The following is a 25030-nucleotide window of genomic DNA, read 5'->3' as shown; positions in this document are numbered from 1 at the left end:
GGGATTAGCGAGGGCGAAAAATAGGAACAAACCCAGACATGTGCAAACTGACCCGGTGCCAGCAGCGCGCTTAATTGCCGTCCGTCCCGACCTTTACCGCTCCTTATGACCACTCCCCCCGCCCTGGCCGCCCGGCCCATTGGTATTTTCGATTCTGGTATCGGTGGGCTCACCGTGGCCCGTGCCGTGGCCCTGCGCCTGCCCCACGAGCGTCTTATCTACTTTGGCGATACGGCCCATTTGCCCTACGGCGAAAAAAGCACCGCTGCTATTCAGGCCTACGCCGTCAAAATCTGCGATGTGCTGCTGCGCCAGCAGTGCAAGCTCATTCTTATCGCCTGCAACTCGGCCTCGGCAGCCGCCTACGAGCTGGTGCGCGAGTACGTGGGCTCCAAAGCGCTGGTAGTGGGGATGATAGACCCCGTGGTGCAGTACGTGGGCCAGCACTATGCCGGCCGGCCGGTGGGCCTTATCGGCACCAAGCAAACGGTGGGCTCCAATATCTACCGCAAGAAAATCGACCAGCTCGACCTGGCCGTAGACCTGCACGCGCTGGCCACGCCGCTGCTCGTGCCTATGATTGAGGAGGGGTTTTTCAACGGCCGGGTCTCGGAAGAAATCATCAGCGCCTACCTCGACCATCCTACGCTACTGGGCATTGATGCGCTGCTGCTGGCCTGTACGCATTTTCCCCTCATCAAGCCCCAGATGGAAGCCCACTACCAGGGCCGCGTAGCCGTGCTCGACCCGTCCGACGTAGTAGCGGCCACTGTAGCTGAGGCGCTGGCATCCAGGGGCTTGCTCGCTGCGCCGGTTGAGGCGGCGCCAGCGCATCATTTCTACGTGTCCGACTTCACGCGCTCGTTTGAGGAAAGCACCCGGCTGTTTTTCGGGCAGCAGGTGCAGCTGGAGCATTATCCGCTGTGGGAGTAGCCGGGTTTCAGCCAGGCAGCGACACCGTGAAGGTAGAGCCTACGCCAAGCTGACTCCGAACGGCAATGCTGCCGCCGGCGTTTTCAACTATCTTCTTTACCATATATAGCCCAACGCCCGAGCCATCGACGTGGCTGTGCAGCCGCTGAAACATGGTAAAGAGCTGGGTCTGTTGCCCCTCACTCAGGCCCAGGCCGTTATCCTGCACTTCCACGATATTCAGGCCGTTTTCGCAATAAGCCCGCAGCCCGATAACCGGCGGCCGCTCGGGCGCCCGGTATTTGAGCGCATTGCTGAGCAGATTATACACGATGCTGCGCAGATTTTTAGGGGCAAACGAGATGGTGGGGCAGGCCTGGACATCTACGTGCAGCCAGGCGCGGGCTGCGTTCAGCTCGGGGGCCAGGTCCAGGCGCACGTCTTCAACCAGCGACGCCAGGTCGATAGCTTCGGCTGCCTGATTATTAACTTGTTGAAGCCTGGATATGTCGGTGAGGTGGCCAATGGTTTTTTGAAAGCGCTCAATGGCTCCCTCCATCATGGTAAGCAGTGCCTGTACGTCACCGGCCGGGTCTGCTCCGTTGGGCAGCTGTTCCCGCAAGGCTGCCAGCAGGCCCTCGATATTGGTAATGGGGGCCTTCAGGTCGTGCGAGGCCGTGTAGATAAAGTTGTCCAAATCGACATTGGTGCGCGTCAGCTGCTGGTTGGTAGCATCCAATTCGGCATTGGCCTGGCGCAGCTGCTCATTGGCTTGCGCTACCTGCTGGCGGCCAGCTACCTGCTCACTTACCTCCGTTGCCACGGCTGCTACGCTCGTAATATGCCCAAACTCATCGCGCAGCGGCTGATACACAAAGTTTAAATATACTTGTTCTAGTTGGCCGCGTCGTTCGAGCATTGCAGTAACTTCCTGGGCCACAAAGGCTTCTCCTTTCTGCACTACATTATCCAGAATCTCTTTGAAGCCTTGTCCGCGCACCTCGGGCAGCGCCTCAAGCAAGGGTCGACCAATGACCTCGTCGGCCGAGCGGCCCCAGAGGGTGCAGACCAAAGGGTTAGCGACGTCGACAACATAATCGGGCCCTTGCAGGATGGCAATGGCTACCGGAGCCTGCTCGAACATGGCTTGCAGGCGCGCCTGGGTCTGGGCCCGCTGCTGCCGTGCCAGCACCTGCTCGGTTACATCGTAGGCAAACACGGAGACGCCCACAATCTGGCCGTTTTCCCGATAAGCCTGGTAGGTAAAGTTGAAAAAGATTTCCCTGGCCGGCTGGCCATCGGCCTGCGCTATGAAAATAGGTAGCTCATTCCCAAAGAAGGTCTGCCCCGTTCGGTATACTTCATCCAATAGTGCTACAAAGCCCTGGTCTACAGCTTCCGGCTGGGCCTGCGCCACCGTCAGGCCCCGCATCTGGCGGCCGGGAAACAGCTGCTGGTATGCCTGGTTGTGGTAGCTGATGCGATGCTCCGGGCCTTGCAGAATAGATACAACGGCCGGCGTTTGCTCAAACACCTGGAAAAACGACTCGCGCTCTGCGGCCCGCTGCTGGGCCACGGCCAGCATATCGGCCTGAAGCTGAGCGGTCTGGCGCTGCGCGATTACCTGGTTGGTCATATCCAGCGCAAATACCAGCACACCATCTATCTGCCCCTGCTCATTATATCTTGCTTGTTGAATATAATGAAAGTAAAAGTCATGTGGCTGCTCCTGCTCGTGCCGGGCCACCGGAATATGAATCCCGGTCTCCTCGTGGGTTTCGCCCGTTTCGTACACGCGGCGCAGCGTGTGCCACACGGGCTGCCCAGCCAGCTCGGGCAGGGCTTGCAGCAGCGGCCGGCCCAGCAGCCGGCGGCCCGGAAACAGTGCCTGGTACGCCTCATTTACCAGCTCAAATACCATATCGGGGCCATCCAGGATGCAAATGGCCGCCGGGGCCTGACTGAAAAAGCCCTCCAGACGCTGCTGCTGGCGCACGGCCTCACCCTGGGCCAGCAGCAGCTCGTGCGTACGCTCTTCTACCCGCCCTTCCAGCTCCTGATTGAGCTGCTGCAACTGCTGTTGAGCTAGCGCCAGCTCCTCATTTTTAGTTGTAAACTCCTCATTGGCAGCCTGCAGCTCCTTGTTGGCGGCCGCCAGCTCCTCATTGAGTGTTTGTACTTTTTGACGGGCCTCTACCAGTTGCGTTACCTCCGTGGCAATGATAATGACCCCGTTGAGCTGGTTATGAGCATCCCACAGTGGTTGGTAAGCAAAATTGAAATAGGGTGTTTCCAATTTGCCGTATCGCTCAAGCCTAACCGGGCTCTCGTGCGCGACTACCGGGGTTCCGGTTTGCAGCACCTGTTCAAACAGCGCTTCGAAGCCCTGGCCCCTGGCCTCCGGCAGGGCATCGAACAGGGGATGGTGCATCGTCTGCTCCGGGGTCTTCCCCCATAGCTTCATAATAAGGGGGTTAGCTACTTCAATGATAAGCTCCGGGCCCCGCACGATACCAATGGCAACCGGGGCCTGCTCAAATACCCGCTGCAGGGTGCTGCGCTGGGCTTCCGCCTCGGCACGGGCGGCCTGCTCGCGGGCCTGACTTTCACGCAGGGCTACCTCGACCACGCTCCGGTCCTGGTCGGCCGTATCAGTAAAGCTCACTACCAGCAGCTCACCGTTGCGCCGGGCCGAAAGCCGGAAGTAGTTATCCAGGCCATCGGCCTGGTAGTTAAGGTCAAACCGGCCGGGCGCCCCGGTTTCAAATACCTTGCGGTAAAAGGCAAAGACTCCCGAAGTTTCCACCGTCGGGAACTGCGTGTGCATACTCTGCTCCGGCCGCTCGGGCAGCCCCAGCATAAGCTGGCCGGCCGGGTTGAGGTAGACTATGGCAAAATCGCTAATCTCACCGGCTGGGTTGTAGAGTGGCCGCAGCAGATGGAAGCCGGTTAGCGATGCTTCCAGTACGCTTTGCAGCAGGCCGTCGATGAGAAAAGCGTCGGGCACAAAAAAGCTATAAAAAGAAAGTGCCCCGCGATGAAGCAAAGCCAGATGAAACAGCAACAGCCTTCGTGCCGCCAGGTTGTGGCACATAGCTCGTAAGCTGCACGCGAAGATGATAATCTTTACGCTAGTTACAGAGCCTGGGCGGGACTAAAACTAAAAAAGCCTCTGCCCATAGTGGGCAAAGGCTTTAGAAAACTGAAAAAACACGTGTTGTTTTCTTAAACCGAGAAGCTTTCGCCGCAGCCACACGAGCGCGAGGCATTGGGGTTATGAAACTGAAAGCCCTTGCCGTTCAGACCATCCGAAAAGTCCAGCTCGGTGCCCGCCAGGTAGAGAAAGCTCTTCATATCAACTACCACGCGCACGCCCTTGTCTTCAAACTCCTGGTCCATTGGCCGGGTTTCGTTGTCAAAATCAAGCTTATAGCTCAGGCCCGAGCAGCCCCCGCCGGCCACCGAGGCCCGCAGGCGGTAAGTAGCATCGAGCTGCGAGTCGCGCATCAGATGCTCTACTTTTTCCTTGGCTTTATCCGAAACGGTTATCATGGCGGTTCTGATTACTTGGTGCTGGTTCTTTAACAAAGATACTACCCGGAAAGATTCTAAATAACAAGTAAAAGCACGAAAAAAGGAGGCAGCAGGACAGGGAAGCTCTTACGCTTTCAGCCGTCTTGCTGCCTCTGTTTTTAGGGCTTTAACCCAGCTTAGTGGTGGGCTTTTTCCAGCTCCAGGGCCGGCATACCGTTTTTCACGCGGTAGTCGTTGATGGCCATCTTGATGGCATCTTCGGCCAGTACCGAGCAGTGAATTTTAACGGGCGGCAGCGCCAGCTCTTCCACAATCTCCATGTTGTCGATGGCGAGGGCCTCGTCAACCGTCTTGCCTTTCAGCCACTCCGTAGCCAGGCTCGACGAGGCGATGGCCGAGCCGCAGCCGAAGGTCTTGAACTTGGCATCGGTGATGGTGTTGGTGGCTTCGTCTACCTCAATTTGCAGGCGCATTACGTCGCCGCACTCGGGCGCCCCAACCAGACCGGTACCTACCGATTTCTTGCTTTTGTCCAGCGTGCCCACGTTGCGCGGGTTGCTGTAGTGGTCGATTACCTTATCAGAGTAAGCCATGGTTTTTCAGTTAATAGTTATCAGTGAATAGTGAGCAGTTGGTCGGTGAGCTAGCAGAAGAAAACGGTTCATTGCTCACTGTTAACTGTTCACTGAATTAATGTTCTGCCCACTCAATGGTACTGAGGTCAACGCCTTCCTTGTGCATTTCCCAGAGCGGCGACATGTCGCGGAGCTTGGTTACGGCCTCTTTAACGTGGTTGATGGCGTAGTCGATTTGCTCCTGGGTGGTAAAGCGGCTCAGGCCGAAGCGCAGGCTGCTGTGGGCCAGGTCGTCGCTCAGGCCCAGGGCCTTCAGCACGTAGCTGGGCTCCAAGGAGGCGCTGGTGCAGGCCGAGCCCGACGATACCGCCAGGTCTTTTACGCCCATCATCAGGCCTTCGCCTTCCACGTACTTGAAGCTGATGTTGGTGACGTGCGGCAGGCGATGCTCGCGGCTGCCATTTACGTAGCTTTCTTCCAGGGTCAGTAGCTCCTTTTCGAGCTGGTCGCGCAGCTTGCTCAGGCGCTCGGCGTCGGCCGCCATTTCGAGGCGGGCCAGCTCACAGGCTTTGCCAAAGCCCACAATGCCGGGCACGTTGAGCGTGCCCGAGCGCATGCCGCGCTCGTGGCCGCCGCCGTCCATCTGGGCAGTCACTTTCACGCGCGGGTTTTTGCGGCGCACGTACAGCGCGCCCACGCCTTTGGGACCGTACATCTTGTGGGCCGTGAAAGCCATCAGGTCGATGCCGTCGGCCAGCACATCGACCGGAATTTTGCCCACGGCCTGGGTGCCGTCGCTCATAAAGAGCGCGCCGTGCTTGTGGGCGATAGCGGCAATCTCGCGGATGGGCTGCACCGTGCCCGTCTCATTGTTGCCGTACATGATAGTCACCAGGATAGTCTGGGGCGTCATGGCAGCTTCCAACTCTTCGAGGCTAATTAATCCCTGCTCGTTTACGGGCAAGTAAGTAACCTTGCCGCCGAGCTTTTCGATGTGCTTGCAGGTATCGAGCACGGCCTTGTGCTCGGTCGTTGTCGTGATGATGTGATTGCCCCGCTGGGCATACATCTCAAATACGCCCTTAATGCCCAGGTTGTCGCTCTCCGTAGCGCCGCTGGTGAAGATAATCTCCTTGGGGTCGCAGTTGATGAGCTGGCTGATTTGCTCGCGGGCGTAATCCACGCCTTCCTCCGCCGCCCAGCCAAAGGGATGGTTGCGCGAAGCCGCATTGCCGAATACGTCGGTCAGGTAGGGCATCATGGCCTCCAGCACGCGCGGGTCGAGCGGCGTAGTGGCGTTGTTGTCCAGATAGATAGGTAGCTTAAGCATGGCGCTGGGCTGGATGTTGCTAGTAAAGGCTAAAGTTAGGCGTTGACTGCGTTTGAAACAGAATTTTGGCCTAAACAGTTTTTTGAATCCACAAAAATAGCTGGAATCAGTCTAAAAACCGCAGAACTGCTCCGCCTGGCCGCGCCGACCGGGTAGCTTTGTGCGCCGGGCCAGCTGCCCGCCTACCCGTTATGCTTACCAACCTCGAACACCTGGGCCTGGCCGTGCGCGACCTGGCCGCCGCCACCGACCTCTACACCCGCCTGCTGGGCCAGCCGCCTTACAAAACCGAGCACGTTGCCAGCGAGGCCGTAGACACGGTTTTCTTCCAAATCGGCGGCTCCAAGATTGAGCTGCTGGCCGGTACCAGCCCCGACAGCGCCATCACGAAATTCCTGGAAAAGAAGCCTGAAGGCATTCACCACGTGGCCTTCGAGGTCGATGACATTGAGACCGAGATGGCCCGGCTGCGGGCCGAAGGGTTCGTATTATTAAATGAATTGCCTAAGAAGGGAGCCGATAACAAGCTGGTGTGCTTCGTACACCCCAAAAGCGCGGGCGGCGTGCTGGTAGAGCTGTGCCAGGAAAGTAGAAAATAAATATTATTTTTTATATAATGAATACCAATTTCTTTCGCCAGGAAGTAGACACTGCCGTTGATGTACTCCTCACGCAGCAGGTTATCCTGTATCCGACCGATACGGTCTGGGGCCTGGGCTGCGACGCTGAGGTGCCGCGCGCGGTCGAAAAGCTCTACAAGCTCAAAGGCCGCGAAGCCGGCAAGCCCAGCATCGTGCTCGTGGCCGACCTGGCCATGCTGCGCCGCTACGTGAAGGAGGTGCCCGCCGGACTTGAAGCGGCATTGGCCGACCAGACCCGCCCTACTACGTACATCCTGCCCGCCAGCCGCGCCCTGGCTCCGGGGCTGGTAGCGCCCGACGGCACCGTGGGCCTGCGCGTAGTGCAGGACGAGTTTTGCCACAAGGTGGTGCGCCGCCTGGGCCACGGGCTGGTATCGACCTCGGCCAATAAAGCGGGCGAGCCGACACCGGCGGTTTACAGCGAGGTAGACCCGGCCATCGTGCGCGGGGTCGACCACGTGGTGAGCTGGCGGCAAGATGACCAGACCCGGGTAGCGCCCTCGCGGGTGGTGCGCCTGGGCGCCGACGGGCAGCTGGAAGTGGTGCGCGGGTAGTTCGCTGAAAAGCCAAGCCCTTCGAGGCAAAGCGCTTCCGCGTTAGCGGCTACCTAAAAGCCCGTGCCCTGCACGTTCTGCGTGATGATAGACTTGCCACTCGTCACGTTGATAACCCAATTACTCATCACCACCCCGGTAGCATTCTGCATGACCAGGCCGGTCTGGGCCGAAATAGTGAGATTGGATAGCGTCAGGTTCAGAATAGGAAGGGTAGTGAGGCCGACCAGGCTGCCGGCATTTTTGGCGCCGGTTACGGTCAGGTGGTCGATGGTCATGCCGTTTACGCTCGGGATATCAGCAGGGTAGCTGTTGTTCGGGTTTAGCGCGTAAGCCATATTAATCACGAGCGGATTCGTAACGCCCGTCATGGTAATATTGCTATAGTTTACGTTTTGTATCAGGCCGCCCAGGCCGGGCTCCGACTTGATGCGGATGCCGTTGGTGGTGCCCGTAAACGTGCAGTTGGTAACGGTTAGGTTTTTAACCCCCGACGAGGTTTCGCTGCCAATCGAGAGGCCGTGGCCGTGCAGGAAAGTGCAGCCCGTAACCGTCAGGTTCTGACAGGCATCTACCAGTGCCCCGTTTACGCGGCCGCTCTTGATGGCGATGCAGTCGTCGCCGGTGTCGATGGTACAGTTGGTAATACTGACCTGGTTGCAGTTGGCCGGGTCAATACCGTCGGTATTGGGCGAATTCGACGGGGCAATAATTTTCAGCTTGCTGATAACCACGTTCTGGCACTGGCTGGGCACTAGGTGAAAGGAGGGCGAGTTGGTCAGCGTCAGGCCGGAAACGGTCAGGTTCTGGCAGGAAGTAATGTAGATGAGCCGCGGCCGCACCAGCGCGCTGTTGGCCTGAAAAGCCGCCCACCAGGGGGCGCCGTTGCCATCGATAGTGCCGGCGCCGGTAAGCGTCACGTCGTGAATCGCCCCTCCCGGCCCATTGATGAGGTTTACTACCTTGCCATTGACCGTAAAGTCGGGCATGTTGGGGCTGGCCAGCAGGGTAGCCAGCGTATCGAGCCGCAGCGTGACCGAGCTTTTCATGTAAATCGGTCCAATCATATAGGTACCCTTACGCAGTACCAGCGTGCCGCCGCCGGCCGCCGAGCACGAGTCGATGGCCTTTTGCAAAGGCAACGCCTGATTGGTTGTGCCATCGGCCAGCAGCTTGAGATACGTAAGGTGCGGGTCAACCGGCGGCGTTACCGTAGTGACTGGCGGCACCGAAGGCGAAGGCGTCGCGTCCTTTTTGGCGCAGCCCGCCAAGGCAAGCACGAAAACCAGCAGCAGGTAAAGGAAACGGGGAGAATAGGAATGCATAGCTGAAATTAAGTGACACTAAAAGGCTTTTGCATGAAGCTGCCACGGGACGGGCCGCTCCCAAACAGCTTTATTGAGGACGTGGGGTGAAGCACCTGGCTTTTCTGGCGAAAAGCTCGCGCCTGATTCTGAGTATTTTCGGCATCAGCGGGCTGCTGCCAATGGGCGGGTTGCCCCGGCACTAAGCAGCGGCGCCGGGGCACTAACCGCTGCCGCGGCCGAACTTTGCGCCCATGACCACGCCCACGCTGCCCGACCTGCCCATCTTCCGCACCATTGCCGACGCGGCCCACGAGCTGGGCCAGCCCGCCTACGTTATTGGCGGCTACGTGCGCGATTTGGCTTTGCGGCGCACCAGCAAGGATATTGACGTGGTAACGGTGGGCGACGGCATCCGGCTGGCGCAGGCCGTGGGGCGCCGGCTACCGGGCCGGGGGCGCGTCACGGTGTTTAAGAACTTCGGCACGGCCATGCTGCCCACCGAGGAAGCCGGCGAAATCGAGTTTGTGGGTGCCCGCAGGGAAAGCTACCGCGCCGAAAGCCGCAAGCCCGAAGTGGAAGCCGGTACGCTGGAAGACGACCTAGCCCGCCGCGACTTTACCATTAATGCGCTGGGCCTGAGCCTGAACGCCGAGGACTTTGGCGCGCTCGTGGACCGCTACGACGGCCTGAAAGACCTGGCGGCCAAAACCATCCGTACGCCGCTGGGGCCGGATATTACGTTCAGCGACGACCCGCTGCGGATGCTGCGGGCCATTCGCTTCGCCTCGCAGCTCAACTTCGATATTGAGCCCGATACCTACGACGCCATCGGCCGCAATAAGGAGCGCATTAAAATCGTGTCCCAGGAGCGCATCACCATTGAGCTGAATAAAATAGTGGAGTCGCCGGTGCCGAGCTACGGCTTTAAGCTGCTGTTTCAAACCGGGCTTTTGCAGCTCATCTTCCCGAAGATGGCCCTGCTGCACGGCGTGGATAAAGTGGGCCAGCACGCGCACAAGGATAATTTTTACCACACCCTGCAAGTGCTCGACAACGTGGCCGCCGCGGGCGGCGACCTGTGGCTGCGCTGGGCGGCCATTCTGCACGATATCGCCAAGCCCGCCACCAAGCGCTACGACCCTAAGGTTGGCTGGACCTTTCACGGCCATGAGGACAAGGGCGCGCGCTGGGTACCGCAGATTTTTACCGACCTCAAGCTGCCGCTGGGCGAGGAGATGCGCCAGGTGCAGAAGCTGGTGCGCCTGCACCTGCGGCCCATTGTGCTAAGCAAGGCTATCGTAACCGATTCGGCCGTAAGGCGCTTGCTGTTTGAGGCCGGCGACGATATCGACCGCCTCATGCTACTGTGCCGGGCCGATATTACCAGCAAAGACCACCAGCGCAAAGCCCGCTACCTCCAGAACTTCGATACGGTAGAGGAAAAGCTGCGCGAAATAGAGGCCAAAGACCACCTGCGCAATTTCAAGCCCGTCATCACCGGCGAGGTTATCATGGAAACCTTCGGCCTGAAGCCCTCGCGCCAGGTGGGCGAGCTGAAAGAAGCCGTGCTCGAAGCCATTCTGGAAGGCGAGGTGCCCAACGAGTGGGAACCCGCCTACCAGTTGCTGCTGAAGCGCGGCGCGGCGCTGGGTCTGGCTCCGACGCAAGCGTAGGCAGTCGGCCAATAGTTTTAAAAAAGCCTGGGCCCCGGCCACCATCTGCCGTGCCAGGCCGTATGCAGGGTATCGTCTCATGCCTATGCCAGCCGTTGCTACGTCAGTTTCGTCTATCCCCGGTGCGCCGCTGGGCCGCCCGCGCCTGCGCTGGCGGCGCGAAATAGTGCTGGCGCTGCTACCGACCCTCACGGTGCTGGGGCTGCTCTGGCTGGTGAAAGCGCTGAGCAACCAACAGCTATTGTTTGCCTCGCTGGCTTCGAGCTGCTTCCTGATTTACCTCGACCCCAGCCATCCGGCGAACAGCACCCGAACGCTGGTTATCAGCCAGCTGGCGGCGGCGATACTCGGCTACGGGTTTCATGCCTGGCTCGGCGCGGGTTATGTAGGCGCGGCGCTGGCCCTGGTCAGCAGCATCGGGGTAATGCTGGCCACCGATACTATGCACCCGCCGGCTGTATCCACGGCCCTCAGCTTCGCGTTTCGGGCCGGGGCGGGGGAGGGTAGTCTGGCGTTGTTTGGGCTGGCGGTGGGGCTGGTAGTAATACTGCTGGCCGTGCAGCGGGGCTCAGCATACTTGATACGGCGGTTTACAATCGCAACTTAGCTTTCTCTACTTTCACTTCTATGCTGCTCGCTGTCGAAAACCCGGCCACCCTATTTTCCCATACCGAAGAAGGAGTAGTAGCGGGTGTGCAGTGGCTCAAGCTGGGCGTAGAAGTAGTAGGAGCGCTGATAATTGCGCTCGGCATTATCACCTCGGGTAGGTTGCTGGTACGGGCCCTGCTGGCGCGCCGAACGGCCGATTTTACGGCCATTCGCCTGACGCTGGCGCGCTACCTGGCGCTGGCGCTGGAATTTCAGCTCGGAGCCGATATTCTGAGCACGGCCATTGCCCCGAGCTGGGAGCAGATTGGCAAGCTCGGCGCTATTGCCATTATCCGTACGGCGCTCAACTTCTTTCTGTCCAAGGAAATGGAGGACGAGCGTAAGCAAAGCGGCAATGAGCAGGCCGTAGTTGCCAGCTCCACCCAGCCCTAAATCCCGGGCAAGGGAAAATTAAGCCGGAATGTGGGCTAAGTGCTTGGTGAAACGCCTGGTAGGTACTTATACTTGTGCCCGTTTCCCACCACTGCTCTTCTGGTTATGATACAATTTTTACGGTATTCGATAGTGTGGCTTTGGGCCGCGCCGCTGGCGCTGGCTACGCTCCCGGCGCTGTCAGCGCTGCCGGCGACGGTTACTATCACGGGCCGCGTCGTTAATACGAAGGGCGCCCCGCTGGCGGGAGTATTCATTGTGATGCAGAATGCAGCCACTACGGCTACTACCAACGCCTCCGGAAATTTTTTGCTGACCAGCGAGCAGGCCAAGCCGGTACTCACCTTTAAGTGCGCCGGCTACCAGACCCAAACTTTTCTGCTGAAAGCGCTCGGCCCGGTTACCGTCACCATGAACGAGGTAGGCACCGTGCTGGCGGCTTCTTCGGCCGGCCTCGAAGTGGTGAGCAAACCGCTGGTTGTTGCCGATGACCAGCCCACCTTTCCGGGGGCGCGGCCGCCTACCGTGCTTATCTACAGCAGAATGTGCACTACCCCGAGGCCGCCAGAGCCAATAATATTTCCGGCGATGTGTTTGTTAGCTTCATGGTTGACGAGGCCGGCCGCCTGCTCGATGCCGAGGTCGTGAAAGGCGTCGGCTACGGCCTCGACGAAGAAGCCCTGCGCCTGGTGCGCCTCATGCCCTGGTGGACGCCCGGCCTAGTGGCCGGCAAGCCTGTGAAGGTGCCGGCCACGCTGCGTATTCGCTTCGGCGGCATAGTGCCAGACCCAGCGGGCAAATAAGCCCTTCCCATGGGAGAGCTACGCTACTCCCAGCCGCTGGCGGGCCCGCACTACGTCTTCCGGCGTATCAATCCCGAAGGCGTCCAGCTCCGTGACGGCGGTTTGAATCTGAAAGCCGGCTTCGAGCCAGCGCAGCTGCTCCAGGCTTTCGGCCAGCTCCAGGGGCGAGGGCGGTAGCTGCGTCAGCTGGCGCAGCACGTCGGGCCGGTAGGCGTAGAGGCCCAGATGGCGGTAGTAGCGGTGGTGATGCAGCCAGGCGGCAGTAGGCTGCTGGCGCTGGTAGGGTAGCGGATGACGGCTGAAATACAAGGCGTTGCCGCGCTGGTCGGTTACTACTTTGGGAAGATGGGGGCTGAATAATTCTTCCTCCGTCAGCACGGGCTTGATGAGCGTAGCGATGGCCGGCGGTGGGTTGTGCGCAAACAGCTCGACCAGCGCATTCAGCTGCGCCGGATGAATAAACGGCTCATCACCTTGAATATTCAAAATACAAGATATATTGACCGGACTACCCAGCTGCTCAAAAGCCTCCCACACGCGGTCGGTACCGCTCGGATGGTCGGAGCGCGTGAGCACGGCCTCGCCCCCAAAGCTCAGCACATGGTCCCGGATTCGGGTATCGTCGGTGGCTACCACTACCCGCGCCAGTCCGGCCAGCCGCGCCTGTGCCACTACCCGCTGAATCATGGTTTGGCCGCCCAGGTCGACCAGGGGCTTGCCAGGCAGGCGCGTAGAAGCGTAGCGGGCAGGAATAATAGCGAGGACGTCGGACATGAAGTGAGGCGAGATGAAGGGGAGAAAGAAACTGCCAGCCGAAGCGAGCCCGCCTGCCCGGCAAGCGGCCGCGGGGCATTTCGTGCCCGAAACTAGTGCTGCCCGGCCGCTAGGTGTTTACTTTGCCTACCGCCGGCCTTGGGCCGGGGCTGGCCCCGGGTCGGTTTTGGTATACATTTAGCTTTGCTCCCGCGCATGAGTCTGCTTGCTTCATTCCTGATACTTAATTCGCTGCACGGCCCGCTGGCCACTCTGCCGCCGGGCCACGCGCTGCCGGCCGACTCTATTGGCCAGGAAGTGCGCGGTGGCCAGCGCTTCGTGCGCCACCGCATTGCCCAGGGCGAAACCATGTTTGCCCTAAGCCGCCGCTACCACGTAACGGTCGACCAGATTACGGCCGCCAATCCCCAGCTCAAGGCGGGCCTGGGTATTGGGGAGGTAGTGCTTATTCCGCGGCCGGGCGGGGCCGCTGCTAAAACGGCTGCCCTTCCGGCTAAGCCAGCGGCTGCCCCGGCCGTGGTGCCGGCCCGCTATACCGTAGCCAAGGGCGAAACGCTGTTTGGCATTGCCCGCCGCTTTGGCCTGTCGCCCACCGAGCTGATGCAGCTCAACCACCTGCCCGCCGGCTCCCCGGTGCGTGTGGGGCAAGAACTGCAGCTGCGCGCTGCCGAAGATGGCGCGGTGGCCCCAGCTGCCCCGCCGGTAGCGGCCCGTCCCGCCGCGCCCGAGGCCGCCGCTCCTGCCCCAAGATTAACCCTGCTAAGGAGGCGCAGATTGCCACCGTGACGCCCGCCACGCCCGCCGACAAAAAGGAGGAAGCTGCTGAAACCAAAGGTCCTACGCACGCCAGCGAGCTGGTGGCCCGCAAAACTGACGTCGGCATTGCCGCCGTCATCGGCAACAGTGGCACCGACAAATACCTGGCCCTGCACAAAACGGCTCCTGTGGGCACCATTATGCAGGTAAAAAACCAGATGAACGGCCAGTCGGTGTACGTGCGCGTTATTGGCCCGCTGCCCGATACCGGCGAAAACGAGAATATCCTGGTGCGCCTCTCGCCCCGCGCTGTGCAAAAGCTCGGCACCACCGATGCGAAGTTTCGGGTCGAAACCAGCTACGTGCCATAGGGCTGAATCTCCTTTTATGTAGAACGTCCTGCGGAGCTTTTGCAAGTTTCGCAGGACGTTTTATTTCATTCTTCCGCACGAAAAATGCCTACGCTAAACCTGGAAGAGCTGCGCGCCTTGCTCGACGAGCGGGCCGACCGCTACAACCAGCCCGCCTTTCTGCTGAAAGACCCTATTAGCATTCCGCATCGCTTCACGCGCTTGCAGGACGTGGAAATCAGCGGCCTCTTCGCCGCGCTGCTGGCCTGGGGCCAACGCCCGACTATTCTCAAAAAAACGGCCGAGCTGTTACAGCGCATGGACAATGCGCCCTATCAGTTCATTACCCAGCACCACGACGAAGACCTGAAAAAGCTGCTCGGCTTCTGCCACCGTACCTTCTGCGATACCGACCTGCTCTACTTCGTGCACTGGCTGCGCTGGTTTTACGAAAGCCATACTTCGCTGGAAGATGCCTTTTTGCACGGCACTACCATGCGCGAGCGGCTGATAAACTTCCACGACCTGTTTTTTAGCCTGCCCGATGCGCCGGCCCGCACCCGCAAGCACGTGGCCACGCCCGCCCGCAACTCGGCCTGCAAGCGCCTCAATATGTACCTGCGCTGGCTGGTGCGCCACGACGAGAAGGGCGTCGATTTCGGCCGCTGGAGGCGCATCTCGCCCAGCGAGCTAATCTGCCCCATCGACGTGCACGTCGAGCGCCAGGCGCGAATGCTGGGCTTGCTGAAGCGCGATAAAGTAGACTGGCAAGCCGCCGAGGAGCTGACCGCTAACCTGCGCCTGCTCGACCCCAACGACCCGGTGAAGTACGATTTTGCGCTGTTTGGGGAGGGAGTAGGGTAGGAGTAGTGCGCTACACAGCCCGGCAGTGACTCCATAGCACTTCGTGCTCAAAAACAGGAAAGGACTTGAATTATCCGCCTGGGTATGCCAGTGTTGCGCCTGGACTCGCTGTAATGAATGAAAGGCAACAGGCAATGAAGTAGTTTATATGAACGAGCAATTTGATATCACCCTCTGGAATCGTTGGCTGTTCGGCTGGCTGGTAGTTCCGATGATGCTAGCTGTGTTAGCTGGCATTATGGCTGGCTGGGACCTGCTGTTGCATCAGGCTGGTGGTGAGTGGGGAGCTATGTTGCTGGGAGCGCCTGTGTTGTTCGGTTGCGTATACGGTCTTGAGCGTTTAACTTGTTGAGCGGCACAGGTATTCCTAACTGAGGGCGGTATAAGAGTGCAATATGTGGCTGCCAACAAAAGCTTCTCAGTAGAGTGGGCCGAAGTGGTTTCGTATAAAGATGCCATGTTGAATGGCGGACGCGAATTGCGGTTATGGCTTTATTCAGGGCGAAAAATAGTGCTGGCTGTCAACACGACGCAGGGAAGCATTGAAGAATATTTTAAGCTGGTGCGTGCTGTTGCACAGGCTGTTACTACTTATAATGAATCACACCCAACCCCCATTATCCAGCGTAGTAATTCTTTAGAAATAGTTATCGTCAAAGTAGGTTTAGTAGGAATCGCCGTTCTACTGCTACTGTTAGCGCTGAGGAGTTGCAACGGGTAGAGCTGGGCCAGAACGCTGGGATAGCTGTTTTAATGTAAATTTATTATATATTAATATATTTATTTGCTCATTTTTGTTTTTTAAACAATGTCAAAAGTAACGTAACAAGGAAAATTCTAGCGAATCTTCCCGCCCTCATTACTGTTTTACCTTTGCGGCCAGTTAGTCAGATTCCCCGCCCGTAGTCGATTTGTTAGTACCCCAGAACTTTGAAGCCAAAATCGGCTTCGCCACCCTGCGCGAGCTGCTGGAGCAGCTCTGCCTCTCGGCCCTGGGCCGGCAGTACGTGGCCAAGATGCAGTTTATTACCAATCACGAGCAGCTGAGCAAGCTGCTGGCCCAGACCGACGAGTTTCGGCAGCTGCTGGCGGGCGGCTCAGAGTTTCCGGGGGCGCACTACCACGACGTGACGGTGCACCTCAAGAGGGCCTCGCTGCCGGGCGCTTACCTCGACGTAGCGGCGTTTTTTGAGGTGAAGATGAGCTTGCGCACCATTCGGGCCGCGCTCACTTTCTTCACCCACGCCCCCGAAAACCTGTACCCCAACCTGCGCCTGCTGGGCATCGGCATTCAGGCCGACCGCAACCTGCTGGCCGCCATGGATAAAGTAGTAGACGACGAGGGCCAGGTGCGCGACGATGCCTCGCCGCTGCTGCGTCAGGTGCGCCAGGAGCTGATTCAGCGCCAAGGCCAGCTGCGCAAGCAGATTGCCAGCGTGCTGCGCCACGCCAAAAGCGAAGGCTGGATTCCGGGCGATGCGGAGCCTACCATTCGGGGTGGGCGGCTGGTGCTGCCTGTGATAGCCGAGCACAAGCGCCGGGTGCGCGGCCTGATTCACGACGAGTCGGCCTCGGGGCAGACCGTGTTTATTGAGCCTTCCGAAGTATTTGAGCTGAACAACGATATCAAGGACCTGGAAAATGCCTATCAGCGCGAGCTGATTCGCATTCTCACCAGCCTCACCGACCAGCTGCGGCCCCACCTGCCCGACCTGCGCAAGGCCTATGGCTACCTCGGGCTGCTCGATTTTATTCGGGCCAAAGCCCGGCTGGCCCGCGAGCTGGACGCCCAGCTGCCCGAGCTGAGCAGCCGGCCGCTGCTGCGCTGGCGCGGCGTGCGCCACCCGGTGCTGGCCCTCACCTTTAAAGAGCAAAACAAAGCGGCCGGCAAAGACGCCGAGCAGCGCGAAGTGGTGCCGCTCGACATTGAGCTGACGCCCGAAAAGCGGATTCTCGTTATCTCGGGCCCCAATGCGGGCGGCAAGTCGGTGTCGCTCAAAACGGTGGGGCTGGTGCAGTACATGCTGCAGTGCGGGTTGCTTATTCCGTGCGATGACTATTCCGAAGCCGGCATGTTTGAGGATATTCTGCTGGATATCGGCGATGAGCAAAGCCTCGAAAATGACCTTTCGACTTACTCGTCGCACCTGCTGGCCATGAAGCAGTTCGTGACTGTGGCTAACAAAAAAAGTCTGGTGCTGATTGACGAGTTTGGTACCGGCACCGAGCCCAGCCTGGGCGGCGCCATTGCCGAAGCCGTGCTGGAGCAGCTCAACCAGGCCCGCGCTTTTGGGGTAATCACGACGCACTACACTAACCTCAAGAACTTCGCCGAGCGCACGCCAGGCCTAGTAAACGGGGCCATGCGCTACGACCCCGAGCGCCTGCAACCGCTCTATCGCCTCGAAATCGGCAAGCCGGGCTCATCGTTTGCCATCGAGATTGCCCGTAAGATTGGCCTGCCCAGGCAGCTCGTCGAGCGCGCCTCGCAGCTGGTGGGGAAAGACAAAATCCGCTACGACCGCCTGCTCGAAGGCCTCGAAAAAGATAAAACCGAGCTCGAAACCAAGCTGCGCGATACCGAAAAGCAGCAAGGCCGCCTCAAGCGCGCCGCCCAGGAATACCAGGAGCTCAAGCAGCACCTCGAAGAAACCCGTAACGAAACCCTGCGCGACGCCAAGCAGCAGGCCAAGAAGCTGCTCAAGGATACCAATCAGCAGATTGAGGCTACTATTGGCGAAATCCGTCGCTCGCAGGCCGACAAGGAAACCACCAAGCAGGCCCGCGAGAAGCTCGACACCTTCGTGCGCAAGGAGCTGCAAATAGAGCCGCCCAAAGCCCGGCCCACCCGCGAGCTGGCCGAGGCTAGCGGGCTGCAAGCCGGCGACCGCGTGGCCATTCTGGGGCAGGACGGCCACGGCGAGGTCGTAAGCGTGAAGGGAAAAACCGCCGAAGTGCTCTTCGGTGGCCTGAAAACGCTGGTGAAAGTAGCGCAGCTCGAAAAGCTGAGCCGTACTGAAGTGCGGGAGCGCGAAGCAGCCGCCCGCAAGACGGCGGCCGCCAACTACAGCGGCCAAAGCCTCGACCTCACCGGCCGCATGGCCGGCTTCAGCCCCACGCTCGACCTGCGCGGCGAGCGGGCCGAAGACGCGCTCACCAAGCTCATGTCGTTTGTGGATGATGCGGTGATGTTTGGCATTCCGGAAATAAAAATTCTGCACGGGCGTGGCAACGGCGTCCTGCGCCAGGTGGCCCGCGACTACCTGCGCCAGACCCGCGCCGTGGCCAGCGTGGGCGATGAGCACGCCGACCGTGGCGGCGACGGCGTAACGCTGGCCGTGCTCAAGTAGTAGCTCCTGCTGGAAAGGAGGCAGAGCTGGGGTTTGAGTTCATTGCAAGGTAATTATATAGTAAAAAATATATTTTTTAACTTGCTATCGGTACAGCTAATCAAGAAGTAAAGCTGAGGTAGGTTTCCGGCAGGTCGTCCTCATTTGCCGGCCTGCTAAAAAGATTCTTTATAAAGCAACAGCTTTTACTTGTATTCTTTGCTAACAGATTGATTATTTTGTTCTGGCATATTACTGTCTTGCGTGTCAACTCCTACTTCAGCGCTGCTGCTTCATAATATGGCCGGGCAGGTTATTGCCGACCCGGCTGGCTTTTTGCGTCTTAACTGGAGCACGCATGCCCGGACGTTTGGCGAAACCTGCGCAATGTTTACAACCGCCGCCGCCGCTTTGCAGCGTTACGGCTGGGAGCGGATATTAGTAAATCAGTTGTCTATGCGGCCTTTCACGCCTCAGGAGCAGCAGTGGATAAGCACAGTGTGGCTACCCTATGCCGTGAAGGAGAGTCACTATCGCTTTGGCGCAGTGGTAGTGGCCAGCAACCTGCTGACCCGACTGGCTACATCCTATATTACGACCAGTACGCCGGAGCTGCCCCTGCGCTACCGCTCGTTCGACAGGGAGGAAACGGCCATCAGCTGGCTGCTGATGCAGTCGAGCTAGCGTAGCTGCGTAGTAAGTAAGCTGGTTGTTAGCCGCTTATAAAAAGCTGACGGGTGGCGACGCAGGGCGAATGAGCCATTCGCGCTTGAGTAAAAATGCAGGAATCAGAGTAGGAGCACGTCGATGCGGTGCGCATGGACCAGCTGCATGTTTTCTGACCACGAAAAAACGGTAAAATTGCCATCCTGCGAGGCTACCAGCGCTACGGCTTCGTGTTGGTCGTGCACAAACTGGGCGGCGGCCAGGTGACGGGTGCCCCCGTTTTTGGCCGGGTGCACAAGCGCTGCGCTACGACCTATTACGGGCTCGGTTACTACCAACTGCTCAACGGGCGTGCTTTCGGCGCGGCGCGTTACTTTAGCGCCGAAAGCCAGCAGCTCGTAGTGTCGGGTGAGTACGGTGGCCCCGTCCACGGCCGTAAAGCCGCCCACTATCTCAATGGCATCTAGCAGGTTTTGCTGCCAGTCGCGGTGGGTGCGGTCGGGGCTGGCCAGCAGAGCCGCGATAGAATTATAGGCTGGTGCTAGCGGGTAGCCCAGCGGGGCCACGATGGAGGTGCGCCAGGCAGCGGAGCCAGGCGGCACGAGAAGCAGCAGGCCGCCCCGTCCGTGCGCCCGCATGGCGCGGGCCAGCTCCAGTAGCACGTCTACTGTAACGCTGCCGGGCTCGCTGGCCCGGCATGGTATGGCCGGCAGCGAGGCCTGCAGCGTCGGATAATCGGCAAGCCCCTGGGTTTCTTCGTCAACTATCCGTATCTGGTCGCCGCGCAACACGGCCACATTGCTAAACTTGCCGAAGCCGTCGGCCCGGCGATGCTTTACCACCAGCAGCCCAGGCTCAACTACCTCCAGCACAAAGCACACCGGCGGCACCTGGCTGGCCGTGCCCCAGATATACAGCCCCTCCTCGTCGTAGCCGACTCCCAGGTGAATGCCGGGGTGCTCTACTGCCGGCGCCAGCTTGCTAAGTACCTGAGGGGTAAGGCGCAGCCGGTGGCTGAACAGTAGCGGCTGGCTGGCGGCAGTAGGGTCGAGCAGCGCCAGCGAAATGCGCGGCGGGCGCCCTTCCTCGCGCCGGAGGCTGGCCCAAAATGCCACGTCGATAAGGGCTTCGAGCAGGGTTGCCGTTGGCGGAGCCGGCTGAATGCCGGAACCCAGGCGGGCAACCTCGGCCCAGTGCTGGGCAAAATGCACTGCCAGGGCCGGAGCAACTATGCGGGCCGCTAAATAAGTAGGTTCAGAAAGCATGAGGATGCGCGTGGCTGCCGCAACCCGGCAGCTTGACTATAAAAACACGCTGAATGTAGTGCCGCAACCGGGCTCGCTGGCTACTTCGATGTGGCCACCGTGGATGACAACCAGGCGGTTTACCAGAAACAGCCCTACGCCGGTGCCCGCTGCTGCCTCGGGGTGAAAGCGCCGGAAAAGCTGAAACAGCTCCGCGCCATGCTTGTCAAGGTCGATGCCCAGGCCATTGTCCTGCACTTCCAGCACCGGGCAGCCAGCCAGCGAGCGGGTGCGTATCTGCACCAGTGGCACGCGCGCGGGGTGGCGGTACTTTAACGCATTGCCAACCAGGTTGAGCAGTATCGTGCGCAGGTTGCTGTGCACGTACTCCACTAGCGGTAGCTCAGCAAAATCGGTTTGGATAACAGCGTGAGTGTTCAGGAGTTGAATGTGCAGCGTTTGCTGCACTTCGGCCGCTACGTCGGCCAGTGCCACGGGCTCCTTGGGCAGCTCGGCCGGCTGGCGCTCTACCTGCACCACGGTAGCCAGGTCGGTAATAGTAGTAGCCAGCACGCTGAGCGAATCGTCGACCAGCTGCCACATCTTGGCGGCGGCCGGGTCGTGAAAATCGGCTGAGCGCCGCAGCTCCTCAAACAAGCCGTACAGGTTGTTAACTGGTTGCTTGAGGTCGTGGGAGGCCGCGTACACAAAGTTGTCGAGGTCGGCGTTGGTGCGGGCCAGCTGCTGATTGGCAGCCGTAAGCAGCGCATTTTTTGCGCTGATTTCGCGGCGCGTTTCTTCCAGCGCATCTAGCGACTCGCGCAGCTGCTGATTGACTCCCTGTAGCTCGTGGTGGTAGCGACTCTGGTACTGCCGCCACTCATTTTTTTCGATGGCGTGGCGCACGGTTTTACCCAGCAGCTCGGCGTCAAACTGCTGCTTCACCAGGTAGTCGAGCGCCCCGGCCATGAGGGCGCTTACGGCCAGCTGCTCGTTGCCGCCGCCCGTTATCATCACCACGCACAGTGTATTAGCAGCCGCTAGCTTTTGCAGCTCCCGCAATAAGTCGAGGCCGTCGGTGTCGGGCAGGTTATAGTCCAGCAGCACGCAGTCCGGATTCAGCTGCTTAAACACTGCCACCGCTTCCTCCCCGGAAGCTGCTTCGCCGATTTCTACCCGCTCGTGCCCAGCTGCTTGCCCAGATACCGCCTGTACAGCAGGCGGTCGTGCTCGTTGTCATCAATTAAGAGAATCTTCTTCACCGAACCGCATGCCTAATTTAAGCGGGGCAATTCGGAAGTACCCAGCCAGTAGTTAATCATCAACCGAATTTTCTCTTCCAGCGCCGTATACTCAATGGGCTTGGTCAGGTAGCTGTTGGCCCCGAGCAGGTAGCAATCCTCAATATCACGCGTGCTGGACGACGTGCTAAGGATGATAACCGGAATCGACTGCAGGCGCGAATCGCGCTTCAGCGCCGCCAGCACGGCCCGGCCATCGGTGCCCGGCAGGTTCAGGTCGAGCAGCACAATGGCCGGCAGGGTGGCGGGCCAGCCCGTAGCGCTGCCATAGCCCAGCAGGTACTGCAGCGCCTGGTCGCCGTCTTCGCAGCGTAGCACCGGGTTTCGCAGCGAGCTTTTACGAAATGCGCGGCCGAGGGCCGTAAAATCTTCGGCGCTGTCTTCTACTACAAGAACGGGCTTTAGGAGGGTAGTTTTCACGGCTGGTTGCAGTTAAGACATGAGCTTGGGAAGCGAGAAGTAGAAGGTAGACCCCTGGCCGGGCGCGGATTCAAGCCAAAGGCTGCCCCCATGCTTCTCAACCATCTTTTTGGCGATGGCCAGGCCCGCCCCGGTGCCCCCGCCATACTTGTCCTGCGCATGCAGGCGTTTGAATAGCTTAAATATTTTGTCGTGGTGCCGGGGGTCAATTCCAATGCCAAAGTCTTGTACGTAGAAGACATGAAAGCTGGCTGAATCAACCTGCCGCTCAGGCCCGATAGCAGTAGCCGCCGCCACCCCGATGATGATGGGCTTTATAGGCTGTTCGCTATACTTCATCGCATTGGTGAGTAAGTTGTTGAGCAGCTCCTGTAAGCGCACCCAATCGCCCATTACCGGGGTAAGGGACCCTCTACCGTTACGTGGGTATGGGTCTGCTCGAAGCGAATCTGCAGCAGGTCGAGTACCTCGGCCACCAGCTCGTTCATGTTCACCTCCGTCATAACCAGCTCCTGGCGGCCCGCCCGCGAAAGCTGCAGCAAGCCCTCAATCAGGCCTTCCATGCGCTGGCTAAGCCGCACGAGCGTCTGCAGCTTATCTGTGCCCTCGGCGTCGAGCTTATCGGCATAGTCTTCGAGCAAGAACAGCGAGTAGTTATGAATGCCGCGCAGGGGCTCCTTCAGGTCGTGGGAAGCCACATAGGCAAACGAATCGAGCTCGTCGTTGCTGCGTTCGAGCTCGGTATTGAGCTGGCTCAGGGCCAGGGCGCGGTCGTGCAGCTCGTTGAAAACCTTCAGGCGCACGTCGGAGATATGCAGCCGGATTTCCTGGGCCGCCTGAATTTCGATGGGCTGCCAGGGAGCAGCCGTGTTTTCGACCAACTGCTTCCAGGCTTCGAACGACTGGCGCGGCGACAAAAAAATCTGGCCATCGGCCAGGGTCTGGGGCTTTTCGTGCTGGCCGGCCCAGTTTACCGTCTGCACTACTTCGGGCCGAAACCAGAGCAGGTAGTTGCCGGGCGCCTCGGCCAGCGAGGCCGCAATGAAGCCGCTGGCCGTTGCCCGAAACGCCCGCCCGTCCGGGTTAAGCGCCGGGTACGAGCTGGTCTGAAACACATCGTCCGTCACGTTGGCTTGCAGCCAGGCCAGTAATCCCTGAATCTGCGGCCGGGTAGGGGTAGTGCCAACGGTAACTATTTCGCCATCGAAGCACACGGCAGCCCCGCCGCAGTCAAACACATCCAGCAGCGTAGTGGCTTGCCGATAAAGGCCTTCCACGAAATTGGACGTGTTCGACACGTGCTCAAACAAGCGTACCTGCCGCTCCCGAATGCGTAGCTGGTAGGCGTAGTCGTCTTGCTGCTGCTTGGCACTGAGCAAAGCCGAAAACGTTTTGGCAATAAACTCACACAGGTCGCGCAGCTCGTAGCTCACCAGCCAGGGGGTGCGGTGGTGGCAGGTTATCATGCCCCAGAGGTGCCCGTTCTGGATGAGCGAAATCGTCATGGTGGCCGCCGAGCCCAGGTTGTGAAGGTACTGGAGGTGAATCGGCGACACGCTCCGCAGCACGGCGTAGGTCATGTCGGGCGGGCGGCTGGTGCGGGGCGGGCGCAGCGGTACCAGCCGCGCGGGCACATACGCGGCATCCGGAATAAAGCGCAGCCAGTTTTTGAGGTACATGGCCCGCGCCTGCTGCGGAATGTCGGAAGCCGGGTAGTGTAGCCCCAGCCACGGGGCGAGGTCGGGGTGCCGGTCTTCGGCAATTATCTGGCCGCTCTCATCGGGCTCAAAGCGGTAGATGGCAACCCGGTCGAAGCCCGTAAGGGCGCGCACCTGCGTCACGGTATGCTGGCAAAACTCCGCTACCGAGCCTGCCGCCAGCATCTGGCTCATGGCAGTATTCAAAAATGCCAGGTCGAGCGGAACAGAAGACGTTTCCACCACGGGCTCAAATTCCAGCCACAGCAGGTGGTCGTAGCGGTGCAGAATGAGCTTAAAAAACGGCTGGCCGGCCACCTCCTCAAGACGAATGCCAACCAGCTGCCTAGTTTCGGTCAGCGTGCCGAAGCGCTGGGTGAGCCCGGCGAGCGGCTCGGGGGCCAGCAGCCTGGTCAGGCCCGCGCCCAGCAGCTCTTCGGGCGCAATACCCAACAGGACTTGCGTGTTTTCGCTGGCGTAGGCCACGCGGTGCGTCACCTCATCGAGGCACAGCATAAAGCCGTAGGGCTGAATGGCCCCCGGAATATGAATAGGCTCGCGGTCGCAGTTGGTCAGCGTAATCGCACTGTCGAGCAGGCTTTCGTCGGGTAGGCTCACGGGCGGGCTAGCCAGCTGGCTAGAGATTGAAAGGTAGCACTGGCTGACTGCACGATGGCCGCCTCCGTGGCCGGCGTGGCGGCGGCCTCCAGCAGCTGGCAAAACGCTTTCCAGCGCGGGCCGGTTTGCGCGCCGTAACCGGTAAAATATTCGGTATAATCTATATTTGACTTGGTCAGCTGCCGGGCCAGCATCTGGCCGCCCAGCGTCGAGCCTTCCACCACGTACATAACTCCCAGCAATTGAGGCAGCGTGGCCAGCGGCGGCATGGCCGGGCACAGCGGCAGCTCAGCAGCGGCTACGCGCAGGTCAGCCAGAATAAGCTGGGCCCGCTGCCGCGCGGGTATCTCCCAGGCGGGGCCCAGCTCGGCGGCATACTGCCGCAGCCGGGCTTCGTAGGGCACCAGAAAGCCATACATGCGGGCCAGAAACCGGGCAGTGGCCGCTACGCTGGGCGAGCCGGCCGCCAGCGCCCGGTTGAACTCATTCTGCTCAATCGCGTCGTGGTAGGGGCGGGTTTCGGCGCGCAGGCGGGCCAGAATTGTTGGGGGAGCTAACGGAATAACCAATACAAAAAAGGTAGGCCAGAAGCTGCAAATTAGTTAAGAAACGGCAGAGTAGGAATAGCCCGGCCGGAGTGC

27 protein-coding genes are annotated in these 25030 nt (G+C 59.8%); 15 read left to right on the top strand and 12 right to left on the bottom strand.

From position 1 onward, the window contains the following. Positions 1-105 precede the first annotated feature (105 nt). A complete protein-coding gene (gene murI, locus GKZ67_RS10225) occupies positions 106-933 on the top strand; it encodes a glutamate racemase (RefSeq protein WP_173242193.1) in 828 nt (275 codons plus the stop codon). Positions 934-940: 7 nt separating this feature from the next. Here murI and GKZ67_RS10220 read toward each other — a convergent pair whose 3' ends face one another. The 4 genes from GKZ67_RS10220 to GKZ67_RS10205 form a co-directional block, all read right to left on the bottom strand. After that, positions 941-3919 carry a PAS domain-containing protein gene (locus GKZ67_RS10220; RefSeq protein WP_173242192.1) on the bottom strand — a complete coding sequence of 993 codons (2979 nt, stop codon included), beginning with the start codon at positions 3917-3919 and terminating at the stop codon, positions 941-943. Between the two features lie 218 nt (positions 3920-4137). Then, entirely contained in the window at positions 4138-4464 is a 327-nt protein-coding gene (locus GKZ67_RS10215) for a HesB/IscA family protein (protein ID WP_068335803.1), read from the bottom strand. A gap of 158 nt (positions 4465-4622) precedes the next feature. Next, on the bottom strand, positions 4623-5039 hold the full coding sequence (gene iscU / locus GKZ67_RS10210) for a Fe-S cluster assembly scaffold IscU (protein WP_151088968.1): 417 nt from the start codon (positions 5037-5039) through the stop codon (positions 4623-4625). A 97-nt stretch (positions 5040-5136) separates the two neighbouring features. Then, entirely contained in the window at positions 5137-6351 is a 1215-nt protein-coding gene (locus GKZ67_RS10205) for an IscS subfamily cysteine desulfurase (RefSeq protein WP_173242191.1), read from the bottom strand. A gap of 191 nt (positions 6352-6542) precedes the next feature. On the opposite strand from GKZ67_RS10205, the gene mce reads away from it, so the two are divergent. Then, complete coding sequence (mce, locus tag GKZ67_RS10200; RefSeq protein ID WP_173242190.1) at positions 6543-6950, top strand: methylmalonyl-CoA epimerase; 408 nt, start codon at positions 6543-6545, stop codon at positions 6948-6950. Between the two features lie 17 nt (positions 6951-6967). Next, a complete protein-coding gene (locus GKZ67_RS10195) occupies positions 6968-7546 on the top strand; it encodes an L-threonylcarbamoyladenylate synthase (protein WP_173242189.1) in 579 nt (192 codons plus the stop codon). Positions 7547-7599: 53 nt separating this feature from the next. On the opposite strand, the gene GKZ67_RS10190 is transcribed toward GKZ67_RS10195, so the two are convergent. Further along, complete coding sequence (locus tag GKZ67_RS10190) at positions 7600-8871, bottom strand: glycoside hydrolase family 28 protein (protein WP_173242188.1); 1272 nt, start codon at positions 8869-8871, stop codon at positions 7600-7602. Between the two features lie 233 nt (positions 8872-9104). Between GKZ67_RS10190 and GKZ67_RS10185 the strand changes: the two genes are divergently transcribed. The 5 genes from GKZ67_RS10185 (at position 9105) to GKZ67_RS10165 (ending at position 12370) form a co-directional block, all read left to right on the top strand. After that, positions 9105-10526 (top strand): CCA tRNA nucleotidyltransferase, encoded by a 1422-nt coding sequence (locus GKZ67_RS10185; protein ID WP_173242187.1) that lies wholly within the window; start codon positions 9105-9107, stop codon positions 10524-10526. Between the two features lie 85 nt (positions 10527-10611). Then, the gene (locus tag GKZ67_RS10180; RefSeq protein WP_173242186.1) at positions 10612-11133 is read left to right on the top strand and encodes an HPP family protein; all 522 of its coding nucleotides are present in this window, start codon (positions 10612-10614) and stop codon (positions 11131-11133) included. A 20-nt stretch (positions 11134-11153) separates the two neighbouring features. Beyond that, a complete protein-coding gene (locus GKZ67_RS10175) occupies positions 11154-11567 on the top strand; it encodes a DUF1622 domain-containing protein (RefSeq protein ID WP_173242185.1) in 414 nt (137 codons plus the stop codon). Positions 11568-11672: 105 nt separating this feature from the next. Then, positions 11673-12215 (top strand): carboxypeptidase regulatory-like domain-containing protein, encoded by a 543-nt coding sequence (locus tag GKZ67_RS10170; protein WP_173242184.1) that lies wholly within the window; start codon positions 11673-11675, stop codon positions 12213-12215. Next, the gene (locus tag GKZ67_RS10165; RefSeq protein ID WP_173242183.1) at positions 12113-12370 is read left to right on the top strand and encodes an energy transducer TonB; all 258 of its coding nucleotides are present in this window, start codon (positions 12113-12115) and stop codon (positions 12368-12370) included. Before GKZ67_RS10170 ends, GKZ67_RS10165 begins: the two co-directional genes overlap by 103 nt. An 18-nt stretch (positions 12371-12388) precedes the next feature. Here the strand turns inward: GKZ67_RS10165 and kdsB are convergent, their stop codons facing one another. After that, positions 12389-13144: a 3-deoxy-manno-octulosonate cytidylyltransferase gene (kdsB, locus tag GKZ67_RS10160; RefSeq protein ID WP_173242182.1), complete on the bottom strand. Its 756-nt coding sequence runs from the start codon at positions 13142-13144 to the stop codon at positions 12389-12391. Between the two features lie 195 nt (positions 13145-13339). Between kdsB and GKZ67_RS10155 the strand changes: the two genes are divergently transcribed. The 7 genes from GKZ67_RS10155 (at position 13340) to GKZ67_RS10125 (ending at position 19127) form a co-directional block, all read left to right on the top strand. Then, complete coding sequence (locus tag GKZ67_RS10155) at positions 13340-13930, top strand: LysM peptidoglycan-binding domain-containing protein (RefSeq protein ID WP_173242181.1); 591 nt, start codon at positions 13340-13342, stop codon at positions 13928-13930. Further along, on the top strand, positions 13927-14271 hold the full coding sequence (locus GKZ67_RS10150) for a hypothetical protein (RefSeq protein WP_173242180.1): 345 nt from the start codon (positions 13927-13929) through the stop codon (positions 14269-14271). The genes GKZ67_RS10155 and GKZ67_RS10150 overlap by 4 nt, the downstream gene beginning before the upstream one ends. An 84-nt stretch (positions 14272-14355) precedes the next feature. Then, entirely contained in the window at positions 14356-15114 is a 759-nt protein-coding gene (locus tag GKZ67_RS10145; protein ID WP_173242179.1) for a TIGR02757 family protein, read from the top strand. A gap of 148 nt (positions 15115-15262) precedes the next feature. Continuing rightward, positions 15263-15466: a hypothetical protein gene (locus GKZ67_RS10140; protein WP_173242178.1), complete on the top strand. Its 204-nt coding sequence runs from the start codon at positions 15263-15265 to the stop codon at positions 15464-15466. A gap of 45 nt (positions 15467-15511) precedes the next feature. Beyond that, the gene (locus GKZ67_RS10135) at positions 15512-15835 is read left to right on the top strand and encodes a hypothetical protein (RefSeq protein ID WP_173242177.1); all 324 of its coding nucleotides are present in this window, start codon (positions 15512-15514) and stop codon (positions 15833-15835) included. Between the two features lie 190 nt (positions 15836-16025). Further along, positions 16026-18464: an endonuclease MutS2 gene (locus GKZ67_RS10130; RefSeq protein WP_173242176.1), complete on the top strand. Its 2439-nt coding sequence runs from the start codon at positions 16026-16028 to the stop codon at positions 18462-18464. A 243-nt stretch (positions 18465-18707) separates the two neighbouring features. Next, the gene (locus tag GKZ67_RS10125; protein WP_173242175.1) at positions 18708-19127 is read left to right on the top strand and encodes a hypothetical protein; all 420 of its coding nucleotides are present in this window, start codon (positions 18708-18710) and stop codon (positions 19125-19127) included. A gap of 104 nt (positions 19128-19231) precedes the next feature. On the opposite strand, the gene GKZ67_RS10120 is transcribed toward GKZ67_RS10125, so the two are convergent. From GKZ67_RS10120 to GKZ67_RS10095, 6 genes are all read right to left on the bottom strand, one after another. Then, on the bottom strand, positions 19232-20374 hold the full coding sequence (locus GKZ67_RS10120; RefSeq protein WP_173242174.1) for a putative sensor domain DACNV-containing protein: 1143 nt from the start codon (positions 20372-20374) through the stop codon (positions 19232-19234). Between the two features lie 36 nt (positions 20375-20410). Continuing rightward, a complete protein-coding gene (locus GKZ67_RS10115; protein WP_254245237.1) occupies positions 20411-21523 on the bottom strand; it encodes a hybrid sensor histidine kinase/response regulator in 1113 nt (370 codons plus the stop codon). A gap of 104 nt (positions 21524-21627) precedes the next feature. Further along, positions 21628-22074 carry a response regulator gene (locus GKZ67_RS10110; RefSeq protein ID WP_173242172.1) on the bottom strand — a complete coding sequence of 149 codons (447 nt, stop codon included), beginning with the start codon at positions 22072-22074 and terminating at the stop codon, positions 21628-21630. Positions 22075-22086: 12 nt separating this feature from the next. After that, positions 22087-22467: a sensor histidine kinase gene (locus GKZ67_RS10105; RefSeq protein ID WP_173242171.1), complete on the bottom strand. Its 381-nt coding sequence runs from the start codon at positions 22465-22467 to the stop codon at positions 22087-22089. Next, positions 22467-24389, bottom strand: a complete 1923-nt coding sequence (locus GKZ67_RS10100; protein WP_173242170.1) for a GAF domain-containing protein — start codon at positions 24387-24389, stop codon at positions 22467-22469. Before GKZ67_RS10100 ends, GKZ67_RS10105 begins: the two co-directional genes overlap by 1 nt. After that, the gene (locus GKZ67_RS10095; RefSeq protein WP_173242169.1) at positions 24386-24958 is read right to left on the bottom strand and encodes a biliverdin-producing heme oxygenase; all 573 of its coding nucleotides are present in this window, start codon (positions 24956-24958) and stop codon (positions 24386-24388) included. The genes GKZ67_RS10100 and GKZ67_RS10095 overlap by 4 nt, the downstream gene beginning before the upstream one ends. Between the last annotated feature and the right edge of the window lie 72 nt (positions 24959-25030).

This window comes from Hymenobacter sp. BRD67, from assembly GCF_013256425.1.
GTDB lineage: Bacteria > Bacteroidota > Bacteroidia > Cytophagales > Hymenobacteraceae > Hymenobacter.
The sequence above is the reverse complement of the archived record's forward strand: the minus strand, read 5'-3'. Positions and strand labels throughout refer to the sequence as shown.